Origin of the sequence: Corynebacterium sp. HMSC071B10, assembly GCF_001814825.1 — a bacterium.
GTDB lineage: Bacteria > Actinomycetota > Actinomycetes > Mycobacteriales > Mycobacteriaceae > Corynebacterium.
In genome coordinates, this window is the sequence record NZ_KV818028.1 from 335 (window position 1) to 16,712 (window position 16,378).

Genomic DNA, 16,378 nt, shown 5'->3' on the forward strand with positions numbered 1-16,378 from the left:
CCCGAAAGGGAACCGGAGGCCCAAAACGTGTGTCTAATAGGGTTCGGTGTTTTCGGCGGCAGACTCGGTGGGCTGGGTCTCTACGCTCTGCGGAGTCACCTCGGTGGAGGGTGGCACCTCCGTCGTCGGGACGGTGGTGGACGTCGGAGAAGGCGTGGAAAACTGCGTTGTCACCTCGCTGGAGTACGTGGGCTCGGTGGCGTAGGTGGGCTCCTCGGGCACGTAGGTTGGCGCGACGGCGGACTCCGTGACGGAAGTGCTGGAGCGGGCCGGTGGCGCGAGGAACCCACTGTTCGCCTCGCTCTCCTCGCCGGGCTGGACCATGAAGCCGCGGATGAGCAGCAGCACTGCGAACACCACGAGCAGGGCAAAGGTGGACACTCGCATGAGCCCGTCGAGGAGGCCTTTCGGGCTGGAGGACTCGGTGTCTTCATCATCCTCGGGTTCCAAGATTCGCGTCGGGGGTTCGGCGGCGGGGTCTTCCTCCGGGTTGGGGCTGTGGTGTACGGCCGGGGCCACCGCCGTGGCTTCGGGGTCGGCGGGGGAGGGGGAGAGTGTGCCGTCGATAGTCGCGGCGGAGCCGTATTCCTCCCAGAACTCGTTGAGGATGGCCAGGCGGATGGCGCGCTCGATCATCCACTGGCTCAAGGGCTCGACCTTGACCATGAAGCGCATGTCCACGGTCCACGGCGAGCCGACGGTGGCGGGCGGGTGAATGTCCACGGCCGGGTGGACCTGGAGGTCTGCCTGCACTTTCGGCGCGATCTCCGGGGCGGCGAGCGCCTTGCGGGTGGCGCGCTCGGAGCGGGCAACTACCTCTTCGGCGGAGGAGGAACCGAGCAGCGGCACGGGGATGACCACCAGCGCGTTCGACCAGCTATTGGACTGGTTGATGCACACGCGCGCGGTGGAGTTGGGGATGGAGATCGTCGCCTGCTCGATCGTGCGGATCTGGGTGGCGCGCATAGTCAGCTGGATCACGTCGCCGGAAACGTCGACGCCGTTGCCTTGGAAGGTGACGTAGTCGCCGACGCCGTACTGCTTCTCCGTGAGGATGAAGAAGCCGGCGAGGAAGTCCGCGATGATGTTCTGCGCACCGAAACCGATCGCGGCCGAGACCACGGTGGCGGGGATCGCCGCCCCGGCGAGTGAGAACCCAATCTGCTGCAGGGCGAAGAGCAGGAGGAGGAAGTAGGCGATGATCTCGCCGATGTAGACGCCCGCGCCGACGAGCGCGAGGCGCGTTTTGCCTTCATCGGCGGACCCAGCACGCGCGACTTGGCGCTCGAAGTAGCGGTTGATGAACCTGCCCGTGCGGGGCACGAGCAGCGCGGCAGCGCACAGAAGTGCGAGGTTGATGCCGGTTTCGGCGATCCAGTGCCACAACTCGATGAGGATGTACTTGAAGGGCATAGTGCAGTCGAGTGTAGTCCTGCTGCCGCCGAAGCACGCCGTGAAAACCCTGCCAAAACGCACCAAAGAGTGGGATGTGAATTTTAATCAGTGAAATTGCCCCTCACGACTGCGAGGTTGTGTAAGGTAAGCCACATGATCAACCAGCGACTAGTAGTACGAATTCCCACGCGGCGCTTGCCGTAGCGGGTTCGTTTTTCTACGCCGCTGAAACAACAAGCGCCCTCGACAGCACACACCGTGCTGATTCGGGGGCTTTTGTTTTGATCGACCTTCTGACCGACATTTTTCACCCAAGGAGCTTGGAATCGTGGCAGCCTCACAGGAGCCCCCGACAAAGAACTCGCAACCGATCGCGCCGGAACGCATGACAGGCGCGGACGCGGTAGTGCGGAGCCTCGAGGAACTAGGAACCCGGGTCGTGTTCGGGTTGCCGGGTGGTGCGGTGCTCCCGCTTTACGACGCCCTCTTTGCTGCCAAGAAGCTACGCCACGTCCTCGTGCGCCACGAGCAGGGCGCAGGCCACGCGGCCGAAGGCTACGCCGTGGCCTCCGGCGAGGTCGGCGTCTGCCTGGCCACCTCCGGTCCGGGCGCGACCAACCTGGTCACCGCGATCGCAGATGCCTACCTGGACTCGGTGCCGATGATCGCGATCACGGGCCAGGTCGGCTCGCCGCTGATCGGTACCGACGCCTTCCAGGAGGCCGATATTCGCGGCATCACCATGCCGATTACGAAGCACAACGTCATGGTCACCGACGTCGAGGACATCCCGCGCGCGATCGCCGCGGCGCACCACCTGGCCACCACGGGTCGCCCGGGCCCGGTGCTGGTGGACATCCCGAAGGACGTCCAGGCCGCGGAGTTCGAGTTTTCCTGGCCGCCGGAGGTTGATCTGCCCGGCTATAAGCCGAACGTGAAGCCGCACAACCGCCAGATCGCGCAGGCGGCGAAGATGGTCGCGGCGTCGAAGCGCCCGGTGCTCTACATCGGCGGTGGCGTGGTCAAGGCTGGCGCGCACGAGGAGCTGCTCGCGTTCGCCGAGCGCACCGGCGTGCCGGTGGTGACCACCTTGATGGCGCTCGGTGCGTTCCCGCAGTCGCACCCGCTCTACATGGGTATGCCGGGCATGCACGGCTCGGTGCCTGCGGTCGGCGCGCTGCAGGAGTCCGACCTGCTCATCGCGATCGGCACGCGTTTCGACGACCGCGTCACCGGCGATACCTCCACGTTCGCCCCGCACGCGAAGACGATCCACGCTGATATCGACCCGGCGGAGGTCGGCAAGATCCGCGAGGCGGACGTGCCGATCGTCGGCGACGCCAAGCGAGTCCTGGCGCAGTTGACGGAGGCATTTAGGGACGAGAAGAGGAATGCGCCGCCGTCGATAAGCAACTGGCTCGCGCGCTTGAACTCGCTCAAAGAGCGCTTCCCCCGCGGCTACGACCCGCAGCCTGACGGCAAGCTTTCGCCGCAGTTCGTCATTGAGACGCTGTCGAAGACGGTGGGGCAGGACGCGATCTACGTCTCGGGCGTGGGCCAGCACCAGATGTGGTCGGCGCAGTTCCTGGACTTTGACAAGCCGCGGCACTGGATCAACTCCGGCGGTCTGGGCACCATGGGCTTCTCCGTCCCGGCGGCGCTCGGCGCGAAGGCCGGCTGCCCGGACAAGGAGGTCTGGGCGATTGACGGCGACGGCTGCTTCCAGATGACCAACCAGGAGCTGACCACCGCCGCGATGGAGGGCTTCCCGATCAAGGTCGCGCTGATTAATAACGGCAACCTCGGCATGGTGCGCCAGTGGCAGACGCTGTTTTACGACGGCCACTACTCCCACACCAAGCTCGGTGGGGAGGAGGTCTACGTGCCGGACTTCGTCAAGCTGTCTGAGGCGCTCGGCGCGGAGGCGATCCGCGTGACGAAGGAGGAAGAGGTCGTGCCCGCGATTAAGAAGGCGCGCGAGATCAATGATCGCCCGGTCGTCGTCGAGTTCATCGTCGGCGAGAACGCGCAGGTGTGGCCGATGATCGCGGCCGGTGCCTCCAACTCGGACATGCAGTACGCACTCGGCATGCGCCCGTTCTTCGACATGGAAGAATCTGCGGGCGAGACCCCGGAGGCGATTAGCGAAACCATCGACGCGCTCGACAACCAGCCCGCACAGGAGGAAAAGTAAATGCCACAGCAAGAACCCATTACCCGCAATACGCTTTCGGTGCTGGTGCAGGATGTCGACGGCATTATCACCCGCGTGACGGCGCTGTTTACGCGCCGCGGCTACAACCTGGTCTCGCTGGTATCCGCGAAGACGGAGACCGAGGGGATTAACCGCCTGACCATCGTGGTGGACGCCACCGAGTACGCCATCGAGCAGATCACCAAGCAGCTGCACAAGCTGATCCAGGTGATCAAGGTGCTGCGCCTGGAGGACGACTCGATGATCGCGCGCCAGCTGCTTCTGGTGAAGGTCGCCACGACGAACCAGAACCGCCCGCAGGTGGTGGACGCGGCGAATATTTTCCGCGCCCGCATTGTGGACGTCTCGCCGGAGTCGGTGGTTATCGAGGCCACCGGTTCCTCCGACAAGCTCAAGGCGTTCCTCGAGCTCATGGATACGTTCGGCATCAAGGAGCTGGCGCGCTCCGGCAACCTCGCGCTCAATCGCGGGCCGAAGACGATGGCTCCGTCGAAGAACTAAGCAATCGCTTTTCGACGCCGCGTTTTCCCCACAACCCACGGCACTTGTGCCATAATATGAAATAGCTGTCTCATAGAATAGGAAAGGTGAGTGTTCCACTCATGGCTATTGACGTGTTTTACGACAACGACGCAGACCTGTCCATCATCCAGGGCAAGAAGGTTGCCGTCATCGGTTATGGCTCCCAGGGCCACGCCCACGCGCAGAACCTGCGCGAGTCCGGCGTAGAGGTCGTCGTCGGCCTGCGCGAGGGCTCCAAGTCCGCGGCGAAGGCGAAGGAAGCCGGCTTTGAGGTTAAGACCAACGCCGAGGCTGCCGCATGGGCCGACGTGATCATGTTGCTGGCCCCGGACACCTCCCAGGCCGAGATCTTCCGCAACGACATCGAGCCGAACCTGAAGGACGGCGACGCGCTGTTCTTCGGCCACGGTCTGAACATCCACTTCAAGCTGATCGAGCCGGCCGACACCGTCACCATCGGCATGGTCGCGCCGAAGGGCCCGGGTCACCTGGTCCGCCGCACCTACGTCGACGGCAAGGGCGTGCCCTGCCTGATCGCCATCGAGCAGGACCCGCAGGGCAACGGCCGCGACCTGGCCCTGTCCTACGCGGCCGCCATCGGTGGTGCCCGCGCCGGCGTTATCCCGACCACCTTCGAGGCCGAGACCGTCACCGACCTCTTCGGCGAGCAGGCAGTGCTCTGCGGTGGCCTGGAAGACCTGATCATGAAGGGCTTCGAGGTCCTCGTCGAGGCTGGCTACGAGCCGGAGATGGCCTACTTCGAGTGCCTGCACGAGATGAAGCTGATCGTCGACCTGATCTACGAGGGCGGCATCGCCAACATGAACTACTCCGTGTCCGACACTGCGGAGTTCGGCGGCTACCTCTCCGGCCCGCGCGTGATCGACGAGGGTGCCAAGGACCGCATGCGCGACATCCTCAAGGACATCCAATCCGGCGAGTTCACCAAGCGCCTGGTCGCCAACGTCGAAGGCGGCAACAAGGAGCTCGAGGGCCTGCGCGCCAAGGTTGCGGAGCACCCGATTGAGAAGACCGGTGCACAGCTGCGCGACATGATGAGCTGGGTGAAGAACCCGCTCAACGAGACCGCGTAAGTCTTTTTACGCAAGAAAGCGGCCGCCGCGAGGAACCTTCCTCGCGGCGGCCGCTGTGTGTATGTGGCGTTTTAGTTCTCGCCGGTGACTGCCTCAGCTGCGTCACTTGCCGCGTCGCCGACCGCGTCGGTGGCGTCCTCGAGCGCCTCGCCAGCCTGCTCGGTGGCGGTGGCGGCTGCGTCGCCGGCCTGCTCGGTCAGATCTGCGTCCTCAGTCGCAGCCGGTGCTTCAGCGGTCTCGCCTTCCTCGGCTGCGCCTGCTGTGCCCTCAGCGCCTTCGGTGGCACCCACCGTGACGGTCTCCTGGCTGGTCTCGGTGGCGACGGTGGAGGTCTCGGTCACTGCCGCGTCGCCCTCGTCGTCGCTGCCGCCATTGAACAGGCCGAGCAGCAGCCAGACGAGCAGCAGCGCGACCAGGATGCCCAGCAGCCACTTCCACCAGCCGCCGCCGTTGCCACCTGCGGCAGCTTCGGTCTCATCGGCTGGCACGGCGGTGGAGCCTGCGGCAGTCGCGGGCATTACCTTGGTCTCGTCGGTCTCGTGTGCGTCGCGGTTGGGGTTCGGCTGGGAAGTGGTCATAAGCGTGTCCTTTCGCTCGAGTAATTCAACCTCCCACCGTAACAAAAGCCGCCCGAGCGTGCCCGAATCCGCCCGCTGGTACCCGTTTTCATTTAATTGTCAATAACGGTTGCGGGTCGTACGCTAAAGACATGGCACACGAGCATCACCACCACGACCACGACCACTCCAGCACGCCGCTGCGCGCACTTGCGATCGCGCTGACGATTACCGGCACCGTGTTCTTCGCGGAGCTGGTCGGCGGCTGGTTGGCTGGCTCGATGGCGCTGATGGCCGATGCGATGCACATGCTTTCCGACGCCGCAGGGTTGATCATTGCGGTGATTGCGGTGTTGGTTGGGCGTCGACAAGCATCGGCCCAGGCTACGTACGGCTACCGGCGGGTGGAGGTGCTTGCGGCGCTGGCGAACGCGGTGATGGTGTTGGCGATCTCGGTGTGGATTGTCGTCGAGGCGGTGCGCCGCCTGCAGAGCCCGGCTGAGGTGCAGGGCACAACGATGCTGGTCATCGCGGTAATTGGCCTGGTGGCGAACGCGGCGTCGGCGTGGGTGCTGAACCGGCACCGCGAGTCGTCGATCAACGTTGAGGGCGCGTTTTTGCACGTGCTGGTGGATATGCTTGGCTCGGTGGCGGTGATCGTGGCCGGCATCGTGGTGCTGACCACCGGGTTCGTGGCGGCGGACGTGATCGCTTCCCTGGTGATTGCGGCGATGGTGCTGCCGCGTGCGTGGCAGCTCATGCGGCTGTCGGCGAGCGTGCTGCTCGAGCAGGTCCCAGAGGGCTTCGACGTCAGCGTGGTAGAGCCCGCGCTTCGGCAGGTCGACGGCGTCGCCGACATTCACGACCTGCACCTGTGGAGTCTGGACGGCGTCAGCGTGCTGGCGACCGTGCACATTGTCCGCGACGGCACCGTCGGCACCGGCCCGCTGCTGGATGCGGCCCAGCACGCCCTGCGCGAACACGGCATTGAGCACTCCACCATCCAGATCGAGCAGCCGGAGCACGAATCCCACGAGACGGTTTGCTGATTCTGTTCTAGTGTTGGGGCCATGGGATTTACCACGCCGAGCTACTCCTTAAAAGACCTCTTCGCCCGCGCCGAGCGCGGCGAGCTGCAGCTGCCCGATTTCCAACGCGAATACATTTGGGACGTCGACCGCGTCCGCACACTCGTGACCTCCGTACTGCGCGGATACCCGGTCGGATCCTTCCTCGCGCTCGATACCCGGAACGCACCGATGCGCTTCCGCCCGCGCCCGCTCGAGGGTTTGCGCCCGGGCGACCGTGAGCCGGGGCTGTTGCTTCTCGACGGGCAGCAGCGCCTCACCTCCCTCTACCACGCCTTCAAGGGCGACGGGGTCATCCCTTCGCTTGATTACCTCGGCCGGCGCATCGAGCGCCGCTTCTTTGTCGACGTGCGCGCGGCGGTGTCGGCAGACCCGATGCCGGTGGAGTCCGTCTTCGCCGTGGACTTGGACGGGCAGGTGCGCTCGCACTTCGGCCCGCAGATCGACGGCGGGATCACCTCGCGTGCCGACATGCTCACCCACGGCGTGGTGCCGATCTCGACGCTGCTCTGGAAGGAAGGCGCAGACCTGCTCATCGACCTGGCCGCGGAGTCGGAGGACCCGGGGATGCGGGAGGCGGTCAAGGCCTTCCAGCACAGCGTGCTGCGCTGGCTGCCGGCCTATGATGTGCCGGTGATTCGCATCGACCGCGAGACTTCGCAGATCGGGGTCGGCCAGATTTTTGCGCACGCGAACTCCGCGGGCGTGCAGATGGACGTCTTCGAGCTGCTCACGGCCGTGTTCGCCTCGGAGGACCCGGAGTTTAAGCTCAGCGAGCACTTCGCAGCCCAGGAGGCGCGGCTGCGCGAGTACCCGGCGCTGGATAACATCGGCCGGATTGAGTACCTGCGTGCCCTGTCGCTCCTGCTCACCAGCAGGGAGGGCCACGCGGTGGGGCACCGGGGCGACATCTTGAACATCTCGCTTTCGCAGTACCTCGACCACGCCGAGGAACTTACCGACGCCTTTGTTGCCGCCGCGGAGTTTTTGGCGGAGCGTTGCATTTTGGGCGTCGACCAGGTGCCGTACTCGGCCCAGATTGTGCCGCTGGCCACGATCCTGGCCCGCCTTGCCGAGGATCCGGCGGTGCTGGAGCAGCAGGAGGCGAAGGATCGTCTCAACCGCTGGTTCTGGTCTGGTGTGTTCGGCGAGCTCTACGGGGCGCACGCGCCGTCGATTCGCGCAGGCCTGGACGTCACCCAGGTCACACCTTGGGTGCGAGGAGAGACGGAAGCTGTCCCGCGCACGGTCACGGACGCGAGCTTTGCCGAATCCCGGCTGCACACGGCGACTGCGGAAAGCGGCGTCTACCGCGGCCTGTACGCGCTGTTGATGGCCCGCGGTGCGCTGGATTGGCGCACCGGCAAGCCGTTTACGCGCGAGACGATTGGCGAGTTGCTACCGCGTTTCCACACGGTTTTCCCGCGCGAGTTCTGCCTGGCCGCGGGGGCTGACGAGCAGTTGGCTGATTCTGTGCTCAACCGCACGCCGATGGGCCGACGCACCGACGTAGTCATGGAGAACAACGAGCCGAAGCGCTACCTGCCGCGCCTGCAGTCGAAGTCGCTGATGGACGACGCGGAGTTCGACGCGATGCTCCGCGGCCACGAGATCCGCCCGGCCGACCTGCTCAATTCCGACTGGGAGGGCTTTATCAACTTCCGGCGCGAGCACTTCGTCGGCATCATCGAGTACGCACTGGACAAGGCTGTCGAGCGCGACGTGCGAGATGCAGAATAGGTTTCGCGGCATCGCCGCCGCGCTGTGCGCGTGTGCGCTGGCGCTCGGCGGTTGCGCGGAGGAGGTCGAGCAGTCCCCGCTGGAGAAGGCGCGTACCGCGAACCAGTCGCGCCACGTCGCCACGTCTTTCGACGACCGCCCGGTCGTCCTCGACGACACGAACGGGCTGGTCAGCTCCGAGTACTTCTTCGTTAGCTCGGAGACACTCGTGGTGAGTGATCAGACGGTGGAGGCGCAGTTACGCGCGGCGTCGATAGCCGCCTACGCGCACGCGCCGATGCTTGTCTACGACGCGCAGCACCACGCTCAGGTGATCCAGGAAACCGAGCGCCTCAAGGCGCACACGGTGCTCACGGTCGGTGACGTGCCCATTGCGCCGCTCTCCGGTGAAGTGAGAGTGAACCGCGACCCGGGCGGGCTCGAGGCGCTGGGGAAAATGACGTCGGTGCGCTTCCGGGAGCGCGCGGTGCAGAATCCGGCGCGGGCGCAGCGCGCCGTGGCGGAGCTCAATACAACGCAACCGACCTGGCTGAACGCGTCGTGGGCGCAGCCGGTGGTCAAGCCGAACGCGAAGGCGCAGCCCTTCCCGGTGCACTCGCGGCGCGACGCAGACATGGCGCCGCAGGTGGTGGCGACGGGGGAGACTTCGATCGCCTCGATCGCGAATGCGCGGGCGTACGGGGCGGCGGTGGCGTATGTGGATGATCCGGATCCGCGGGCGTCGGAAAGCACACTGCTCGCGATGGCCGGGCTGGCGGACGCGCCGCTGGTGCTGCTGGGCACGCAGTTTGGCCGGGCGATCGATATTCCGCAGCGTATTATGCAGGCGGAAGAAAATTATTAGCCGAGAATTGCAGACAGCGGGGTCTATTCGGGCTAGAATGGCGCGCGTACCTATTGAGATATTGAAATGCACAGGAGTCGATTCCAGTGTCCAAACCGGTCGTGCTGATCGCTGACAAACTGTCCCAATCCACCGTCGAAGCGCTCGGAGACGCAGTCGAGGTGCGCTGGGTCGACGGGCCGAACCGCGAGGAGCTCCTCGCTGCGGTCCCGGAGGCTGACGCGCTGCTCGTGCGCTCCGCAACGACCGTCGACGCCGAGGTCATCGCGGCCGCGAAGAACCTGAAGATCATCGGGCGCGCGGGCGTGGGCCTGGACAACGTGGACATCCCCGCCGCCACCGAGCGCGGCGTGATGGTCGCGAACGCCCCGACCTCGAACATCCACTCCGCCTGTGAGCACGCGATCGCGCTGCTGCTGGCCACCGCGCGCCAGATCCCGGCCGCGGACGCGACGCTGCGCAACGCCGAGTGGAAGCGCTCCTCCTTTAAGGGCGTGGAGATCTATGGCAAGACCGTGGGCATTGTCGGCTTCGGCCACATTGGGCAGCTGTTCGCGCAGCGCCTGAGCGCGTTTGAGACGAACGTCATCGCGTACGACCCCTACGCTAACCCCGCCCGCGCGGCGCAGCTCGGCGTGGAGCTCGTCGAGCTGGAGGAGCTCATGGGCCGCGCTGACTTCGTCACCATCCACCTGCCGAAGACGAAGGAAACCGCGGGCATGTTCAACGCGGACCTGCTGTCGAAGGCCAAGGAGGGCCAGATCCTCATCAACGCCGCCCGCGGTGGGCTGGTGGATGAGCAGGCGCTTGCCGACGCCATCGTGAACGGCCCCATCCGCGGCGCCGGCTTCGACGTCTACGCTTCCGAGCCGTGCACCGACTCGCCGCTGTTCGCCCTGGACGAGGTCGTGGTGACCCCGCACCTCGGCGCGTCCACCGTGGAGGCGCAGGACCGCGCCGGCACCGACGTCGCCGACTCGGTGCTCAAGGCGCTGGCGGGCGAGTTCGTCGCAGACGCGGTCAACATCACCGGCGGCCGCGTCGGCGAAGAGGTAGCCCGCTGGCTGGACCTGGCCCGCAAGCTCGGCCTGATCGCCGGCGAGCTGCTCGACGAGGCACCGGTCTCCCTCAAGGTCACCGCACGCGGCGAGCTGTCGACCGAGCAGATCGACTCGCTCGGCCTGTCTGCGGTGCGCGGGCTGTTCTCCGGCATCGTGGATGAGCCGGTCACCTTTGTCAACGCGCCGCAGATCGCCGAGTCCCGCGGGCTGACCTACTCGGTGGAGACGCAGACCGAGGCGCGTGCGCACCGCAGCGCGCTCGAGGTGCAGATCGTCTCCAGCACCGGCGAGACGGTCACCGTCGTCGGCGCGCTGACCGGCCTGGAGGGCGTGGAGAAGATTGTGCGCATCAACGGCCGCGGTCTGGACATGCGCGCCGAGGGTCGCAACCTGTTCTTCCGCTACACCGATGCACCGGGCGCGCTGGGCACGGTGGGCTCCAAGCTCGGTGCTCAGGGCATCAACATCGAGGCCGCGGCACTGACGCAGGCCGAGAAGGGTGACGGCGCGATCCTGATCCTGCGCGTTGAGTCCGAGGTGCCGGACGCGCTCGTGGACGAGATCGCCGAGGCACTCGGCGCGTCTGCGCTGCAGGTGGTCCTGGACTAACCCCGCGCGATTTCGCCCCCGCACCGACAACATGGTGCGGGGGCACACTTTTGCCTGCGTGGGCTGCTACACTCACAGACAAGTCCATCAGGTGAGAAAGGAATCTCAAAAATGAAGATCGCAGTGATTGGCGGCGACGGCATCGGCACCGAAGTCATGGCCGAAGGCTTGAAGGTGCTCTCCGCGGTGCGCGACGACGTGGAAACCACCGACTACGACCTCGGTGCGCGCCGCTACCTGCGCAACGGCGAGCTGCTTACCGACGCCGACCTGGACAGCCTGAAGGCACACGACGCGATCCTGCTCGGCGCGATCGGCGACCCGGCGAACGTGCCCGCCGGTGTGCTCGAGCGCGGCCTGCTGCTGCCGCTGCGCTTCAAGCTGGACCACTACGTCAACCTGCGTCCCTCGCGCCTGTACCCGACGTCGACGAGCCCGCTGGCCAACCCCGGCGAGATCGACTTCGTAGTCGTGCGCGAGGGCACCGAGGGCCTGTACGCGGGCAACGGCGGCACGCTGCGCCAGGGCACGGTGCACGAGGTGGCCTCCGAGGTCAGCCAGAACACCTACTTCGGTGCCGAGCGCGTGGTGCGCTACGCCTTCGAGCTGGCCATGACGCGCCGCAAGAAACTCACGCTCGTGCACAAGACGAACGTGCTGGTCAACGCCGGTGGCCTGTGGCAGCGCGTGGTGGACGAGCTGGCGCAGGAGTTCCCGGAGGTGGAGGTGGATTACAACCACATCGACGCCGCGACGATCTACATGGTCGACGACCCGGCCCGCTACGACGTGATCGTCACCGACAACCTCTTCGGCGACATCCTCACCGACCTCGCCGGCGCGGTCACCGGCGGCGTGGGCCAGGCCTGCTCCGGCAACATCAACGCCGCGGGCGAGTTCCCCTCCATGTTCGAGCCGGTGCACGGTTCCGCGCCGGATATCGCTGGGCAGGGGATCGCCGACCCGACCGCGATGATCCTGTCGGTGGCCATGATGCTGCGCTTCCTTGGCGACGAGGACAACGCCGCGCGCATCGAGCAGGCCGTCGAGGCCGACGTCGCCGCGCGTGGCGACGGCCCGGTGTCCACGACCGAGGTCGGCGACCGGATCGTCGCCGCGCTGCAGTAGCCGCTTGCATGCGCATGCCCCGCCCCGTGCGGGGCTTTTCCCGTTTTTAGTGCAGGCGGATCGCCCTGCAGCGGCGGCGGGGCCGTAGAATTGTGAAAATCATGTGACCGTAGAGAAAGGTGCCCGTCAGTATGCGATTGCAGACCTCCCGCGCCAGGGTCGTCAGCGCCTGCGCGTTGATCGCCGCACTCGTGATGACCGTGCTCGGCCTTACCGGCGCGTTCCAGCAGGTGTCGGGTTCTCCGGAGGCTGCGGGCGAGCAGGCGCGGCTTGCCACCGACGGTTCTGAGGTCATCGCGGACGCGGACGGCACCGGCGTGGAGGTCTCCAAGCTGCTTTTCGACGCCGCCGACACCGTCGTGGTGGCGGGACCCAAGCGCGAGGACCAGCTCCGCGCCGCAGGCATCGCGGTGGAGCGCGGCGTCCCGCTGCTCACGCGCTGGCCGAACACGGATGCGGCCGTCGACGAGGAGATCACTCGCCTGGGTGCCGAGACCGTGATCGAGGTGCCCGGCGAGGACGCGGAGGCAGACGAGGTCGCGCCGGTGGACAGCCCCGCGCCGGAGCAAGATGCCGAGTCGATCGCCGCGCTCGACGCACCGAATGCCCAAGACAGGCAGCTTCCGCCGATGCTGGCGAGCCCGCAGACCTCCCGGGCCGCGGCGGCGACGGCACGAGCGGCAGGTGCCGAGATTGAGGTGGTTGCGGCACCGGATCCGCGGGCGACGTCGACAAGCATGCGCACCGTGGCCGAGCAGGACACGCTCGCGCTCGGACGGCAGTGGGGCACGACCGAGGATTTCCGCTCGCGCATCGAGCTGGCAGCCAACGGCGAGCTGCCCGGCGGCGGTGGGCTGGTCTTCCCGGGTCGGCGCATGATCGCGCTGTACGGGCACGCGTTCGCGCCCGAGCTGGGTATCATGGGCGAGCAGCCGCCGGCGGAGGCCGCCGCGCTGGCGAAGGAGTATGCGGAGAAGTACCACCCGCTTGCCGACGAGCCCGTGATCCCCGCCTTCGAGATCATCGTGACCGTGGCGTCGAACTCGCCGGGCGAGGACGGCGACTACTCCAACGAGGCCGACCCGGCAGAGGTCGTGCCGTACATCGACGCCATTACCGAGGCCGGCGGCTACGCGGTCATCGACCTGCAGCCGGGCCAGGGCGACTTCCTGCACCAGGTCAGGCTGTACGAGGAGCTGCTCAAGCGGCCCAACGTTGGGCTCGCGCTGGATGCGGAGTGGAAGCTCAATCCGGGCGAGGAGCCGCTCTCGCGCGTCGGGTCAGCGACCGCGGAGGAAATCAACGTGGTGGCGGACTGGCTGGCCGCGTTTACCCGCGAGCACAACCTGCCGCAGAAGGCGTTCGTGCTGCACCAGTTCCAGCTCGGGATGTTCCCCGACCGCGAGAACATCCGCACCGACCACGACGAGCTGGCCTACGTCCTGCACGCCGACGGGCACGGCACGCCGGGGCAGAAGTTTGAGACCTGGAACCTGCTGCGCAAGGACCTCGACCCGGGCTTCTACATGGCCTGGAAGAACTTCATCGACGAGGACGAGCCGACGTTTAGCCCGGAGCAGACCTTCAACGACGTCTCGCCGCGCCCCTGGTTTGTGAGCTACCAATGAAACACCCACATTTGTGCGTCATCTCACGCTAATGTTGGGGCATGAGCGTCGAACTTGAAGAGGTCAGCGGCTTCCTTGCCGAGCACGAGCCCTTCTCACACCTACCCGAAGAGGAGCTCGCCGCGCTGCCCGCGCAGATGGGTATTACCTACGTGCGCCGCGGCACCACGGTCGTGGGCCTCGGCGAGCCGAACGATACGCTGCACATCATCCGCTCGGGGGCGATCGACATCGTCGCCGAGGACGGTCTGCTGCTTGATCGGCGCGACGCGGGCAAGAACTTCGGCTACTCCACGCTCGTCGGCGAGCGCGAGTCGCAGTACACCATGACCGCCGTGGAGGACTGCGTGCTGCTGCTCCTCCCGCGCGAGACGTTTGCGCAGCTTTTGGAGGCACATCCGGACCTGGAGCGCTTCTTCCAGTCCGCGTCGCGTCGCGTAGCGGCTGCGGCTGAGGAGGTGCGCGATTCCGGTTCGGCGCAGGTGCTGCGTACCCGGCTCGCGGAGCTCATCCGTGGCCGCGAGCTGCACAAGATTGCACCGACGACCCCGATCGCAGAGGCGGCCGCAGCGATGGATCGCCACCGCGTGACCTGCCTGATCGTTGACGGGGACGAGCCGGGGATCGTCACCGACCGCGACCTGCGCTCGCGCGTGGTGGCTCGGCGTGTGGACCCGGACCGGCCGGTGGCCGAGATCATGACGTCCCCGGTGCGTTCGATCGCTGGGTCCTCGCTTGTCTTCGAAGCGATGCTGCTGATGGGCGAGGCAGGCATCCACCACCTGCCGGTGGAAGGCGAGCACGGCATCGAGGGGATCGTGACCTCCTCCGACATCATGCGCCTTTTGCAGGCCGACCCGATCTACCTCGCCGCCGACGTGGAGCGCGCGAGTTATGAGGAACTCGAGGGCGCGTACGGGCGGGCGGCGCAGGTGGCGATGCGCTTTTACGAGCGCGGGGCCTCGGCCACCGAGTCGCAGCGGATCCTCACCTCGATCGCGGACGGGATCGCGCGGCGGCTGTGCACGCTCGCCATCGAGAAGCTCGGGGACCCACCGGTGCCCTTCGCGTTCGTCGCGGTCGGCTCCCAGGCGCGCAGAGAGATGGGGCCGGCCTCCGACCAGGACAACGCGCTGGTGCTGGACAACGCCTTCGACCTGGAGGCGCACGGCGCGTACTTCGCCGAGCTGGGCCGCTTCGTCTCCGAGGGCCTCGGTCACGCTGGGCAGGCGCTGTGTCCAGGCGACATGATGGCCGCCAACGACGCCTGGCGCATGACGCAGGCGGAGTGGGAGCGCACCTTCCACGGCTGGGTCACCGCGCCCGATCCGGACGCGCTGTTGCACGCCCAGGTCTTCTTCGACTTCCGTACCATCTTTGCGTCCGACGCCGCGGCCGAGACCGCGGCCCGCGAGGTCCACGACGCGGCGCTCGCCTCCGCCCGTGGCTCGCGCCGACTGCACACGCACCTGGCCGCGCTGGCCACGTTCCGCGAGCCGCCGATTGGGTTCTTCCGCGGCCTGGTCGTCGAGCGCAGTGGCGAGTACGCCTCCACCCTGGACATCAAGCGCGGCGGGACCGCGGCGGTGGTGCAGATGGCGCGGCTGTACTCGATCGTTTCGGGGGTGGGTGAGGTGGATACAGTGGCGCGTATTTTGGCGTCGAGAAGCGAGCCGGGCGCGATCATCTCGGCCAAGGGCGCGGAGGACCTGTTCGGTGCCTACGAATACCTGGCTGACCTGGTGATGAAGCACCAGGCGAGGCAGCTGCGTGCCGGAGAGCGGCCCGATTACCACATCGACCCGAAGCAGCTCAGCGAGCGCGACCGGGCGGCGCTGCGCGACAGTTTCCGCGTGATCAAGTCGCTGCAGAACGCGCTGGCGAACAAGTACCCGGTGCGGGCGGTGTGAGATGTTTTTCGGGACGCGCGCGAAGCGCAGGCAGCTTATCGACGGCGCGCTGCTGGCCGTCGACGTCGAAACCACCGGCCTCAAACCCGGCCGTGATGCGTTGGTCGCCGTCGGCTGGGTGCCGGTCAACGGCAACGTGATCGACCTGGGCGGGGCGCAGCACCACGTGCTGGCCGGTGCGGAGGTGGGGGACTCCGCGACCATCCACGGGATCACCGATGACGAGGTCTCAGCGCGCGGTGAGGACCCCGCGCAGGTGTGGGAGGCCTTTGTGCGCGCCATCGAGGGGCGGAAGCTGCTCGCGCACTTTGCGCAGATGGAAACGGGTTTCCTCGGCCAGTTGGCTACGGAGGTGCGCGGGAAGCGCTGGGCGCTGCATGAATCGGAGGTGATTGACACGATGACGATGGAGCGACGCCACATGGAACGCATGGGCACCTACCCGCGCGGCGAGGACCTCCGGCTGCCGCGCGTGCGCCAGCGCTATGGGCTGCCGCGGTACACCAATCACGGGGCGCTCACAGACGCGATTGCGTGTGCTGAGCTTTACCTTGCGCTAGCTAGTGAGTGATGTGTCACTTCGCGAT

At 66.7% G+C, this 16,378-nt stretch carries 13 protein-coding genes; 11 read left to right on the forward strand and 2 right to left on the reverse strand.

Going from position 1 to position 16,378, the window contains the following annotated elements:
* Positions 1-33 precede the first annotated feature (33 nt).
* Entirely contained in the window at positions 34-1,413 is a 1,380-nt protein-coding gene (locus tag HMPREF2990_RS11880) for a mechanosensitive ion channel family protein (RefSeq protein ID WP_070764819.1), read from the reverse strand.
* 367 nt (positions 1,414-1,780) lie between these two features.
* Here HMPREF2990_RS11880 and HMPREF2990_RS11885 point away from each other — a divergent pair, with 367 nt between their 5' ends.
* The 3 genes from HMPREF2990_RS11885 to ilvC all read left to right on the forward strand — a co-directional run bounded on the left by HMPREF2990_RS11885 (position 1,781) and on the right by ilvC (position 5,226).
* Positions 1,781-3,589, forward strand: a complete 1,809-nt coding sequence (locus tag HMPREF2990_RS11885) for an acetolactate synthase large subunit (protein ID WP_246817560.1) — start codon at positions 1,781-1,783, stop codon at positions 3,587-3,589.
* On the forward strand, positions 3,590-4,111 hold the full coding sequence (gene ilvN, locus HMPREF2990_RS11890) for an acetolactate synthase small subunit (RefSeq protein WP_070764821.1): 522 nt from the start codon (positions 3,590-3,592) through the stop codon (positions 4,109-4,111).
* Positions 4,112-4,212: 101 nt separating this feature from the next.
* Positions 4,213-5,226 (forward strand): ketol-acid reductoisomerase, encoded by a 1,014-nt coding sequence (gene ilvC, locus HMPREF2990_RS11895; protein ID WP_070764822.1) that lies wholly within the window; start codon positions 4,213-4,215, stop codon positions 5,224-5,226.
* Between the two features lie 71 nt (positions 5,227-5,297).
* On the opposite strand, the gene HMPREF2990_RS11900 is transcribed toward ilvC, so the two are convergent.
* Positions 5,298-5,804 (reverse strand): hypothetical protein, encoded by a 507-nt coding sequence (locus HMPREF2990_RS11900; protein WP_070764823.1) that lies wholly within the window; start codon positions 5,802-5,804, stop codon positions 5,298-5,300.
* A gap of 131 nt (positions 5,805-5,935) precedes the next feature.
* Here HMPREF2990_RS11900 and HMPREF2990_RS11905 point away from each other — a divergent pair, with 131 nt between their 5' ends.
* From HMPREF2990_RS11905 to HMPREF2990_RS11940, 8 genes are all read left to right on the forward strand, one after another.
* Positions 5,936-6,832: a cation diffusion facilitator family transporter gene (locus tag HMPREF2990_RS11905; RefSeq protein ID WP_070764824.1), complete on the forward strand. Its 897-nt coding sequence runs from the start codon at positions 5,936-5,938 to the stop codon at positions 6,830-6,832.
* Positions 6,833-6,853: 21 nt separating this feature from the next.
* Entirely contained in the window at positions 6,854-8,611 is a 1,758-nt protein-coding gene (locus HMPREF2990_RS11910; protein WP_070764825.1) for a DUF262 domain-containing protein, read from the forward strand.
* Complete coding sequence (locus HMPREF2990_RS11915) at positions 8,601-9,455, forward strand: hypothetical protein (protein ID WP_070764826.1); 855 nt, start codon at positions 8,601-8,603, stop codon at positions 9,453-9,455. The genes HMPREF2990_RS11910 and HMPREF2990_RS11915 overlap by 11 nt, the downstream gene beginning before the upstream one ends.
* Positions 9,456-9,541: 86 nt before the next feature.
* On the forward strand, positions 9,542-11,125 hold the full coding sequence (serA, locus tag HMPREF2990_RS11920; RefSeq protein WP_070764827.1) for a phosphoglycerate dehydrogenase: 1,584 nt from the start codon (positions 9,542-9,544) through the stop codon (positions 11,123-11,125).
* Between the two features lie 111 nt (positions 11,126-11,236).
* Positions 11,237-12,253 carry a 3-isopropylmalate dehydrogenase gene (locus HMPREF2990_RS11925; protein ID WP_070764828.1) on the forward strand — a complete coding sequence of 339 codons (1,017 nt, stop codon included), beginning with the start codon at positions 11,237-11,239 and terminating at the stop codon, positions 12,251-12,253.
* A 131-nt stretch (positions 12,254-12,384) separates the two neighbouring features.
* The gene (locus HMPREF2990_RS11930) at positions 12,385-13,881 is read left to right on the forward strand and encodes a cell wall-binding repeat 2 family protein (protein ID WP_070764829.1); all 1,497 of its coding nucleotides are present in this window, start codon (positions 12,385-12,387) and stop codon (positions 13,879-13,881) included.
* Between the two features lie 41 nt (positions 13,882-13,922).
* Positions 13,923-15,791 (forward strand): DUF294 nucleotidyltransferase-like domain-containing protein, encoded by a 1,869-nt coding sequence (locus HMPREF2990_RS11935; protein WP_070764830.1) that lies wholly within the window; start codon positions 13,923-13,925, stop codon positions 15,789-15,791.
* A 1-nt stretch (position 15,792) separates the two neighbouring features.
* Positions 15,793-16,362, forward strand: a complete 570-nt coding sequence (locus HMPREF2990_RS11940; RefSeq protein WP_070764831.1) for a 3'-5' exonuclease — start codon at positions 15,793-15,795, stop codon at positions 16,360-16,362.
* Positions 16,363-16,378 lie beyond the last annotated feature (16 nt).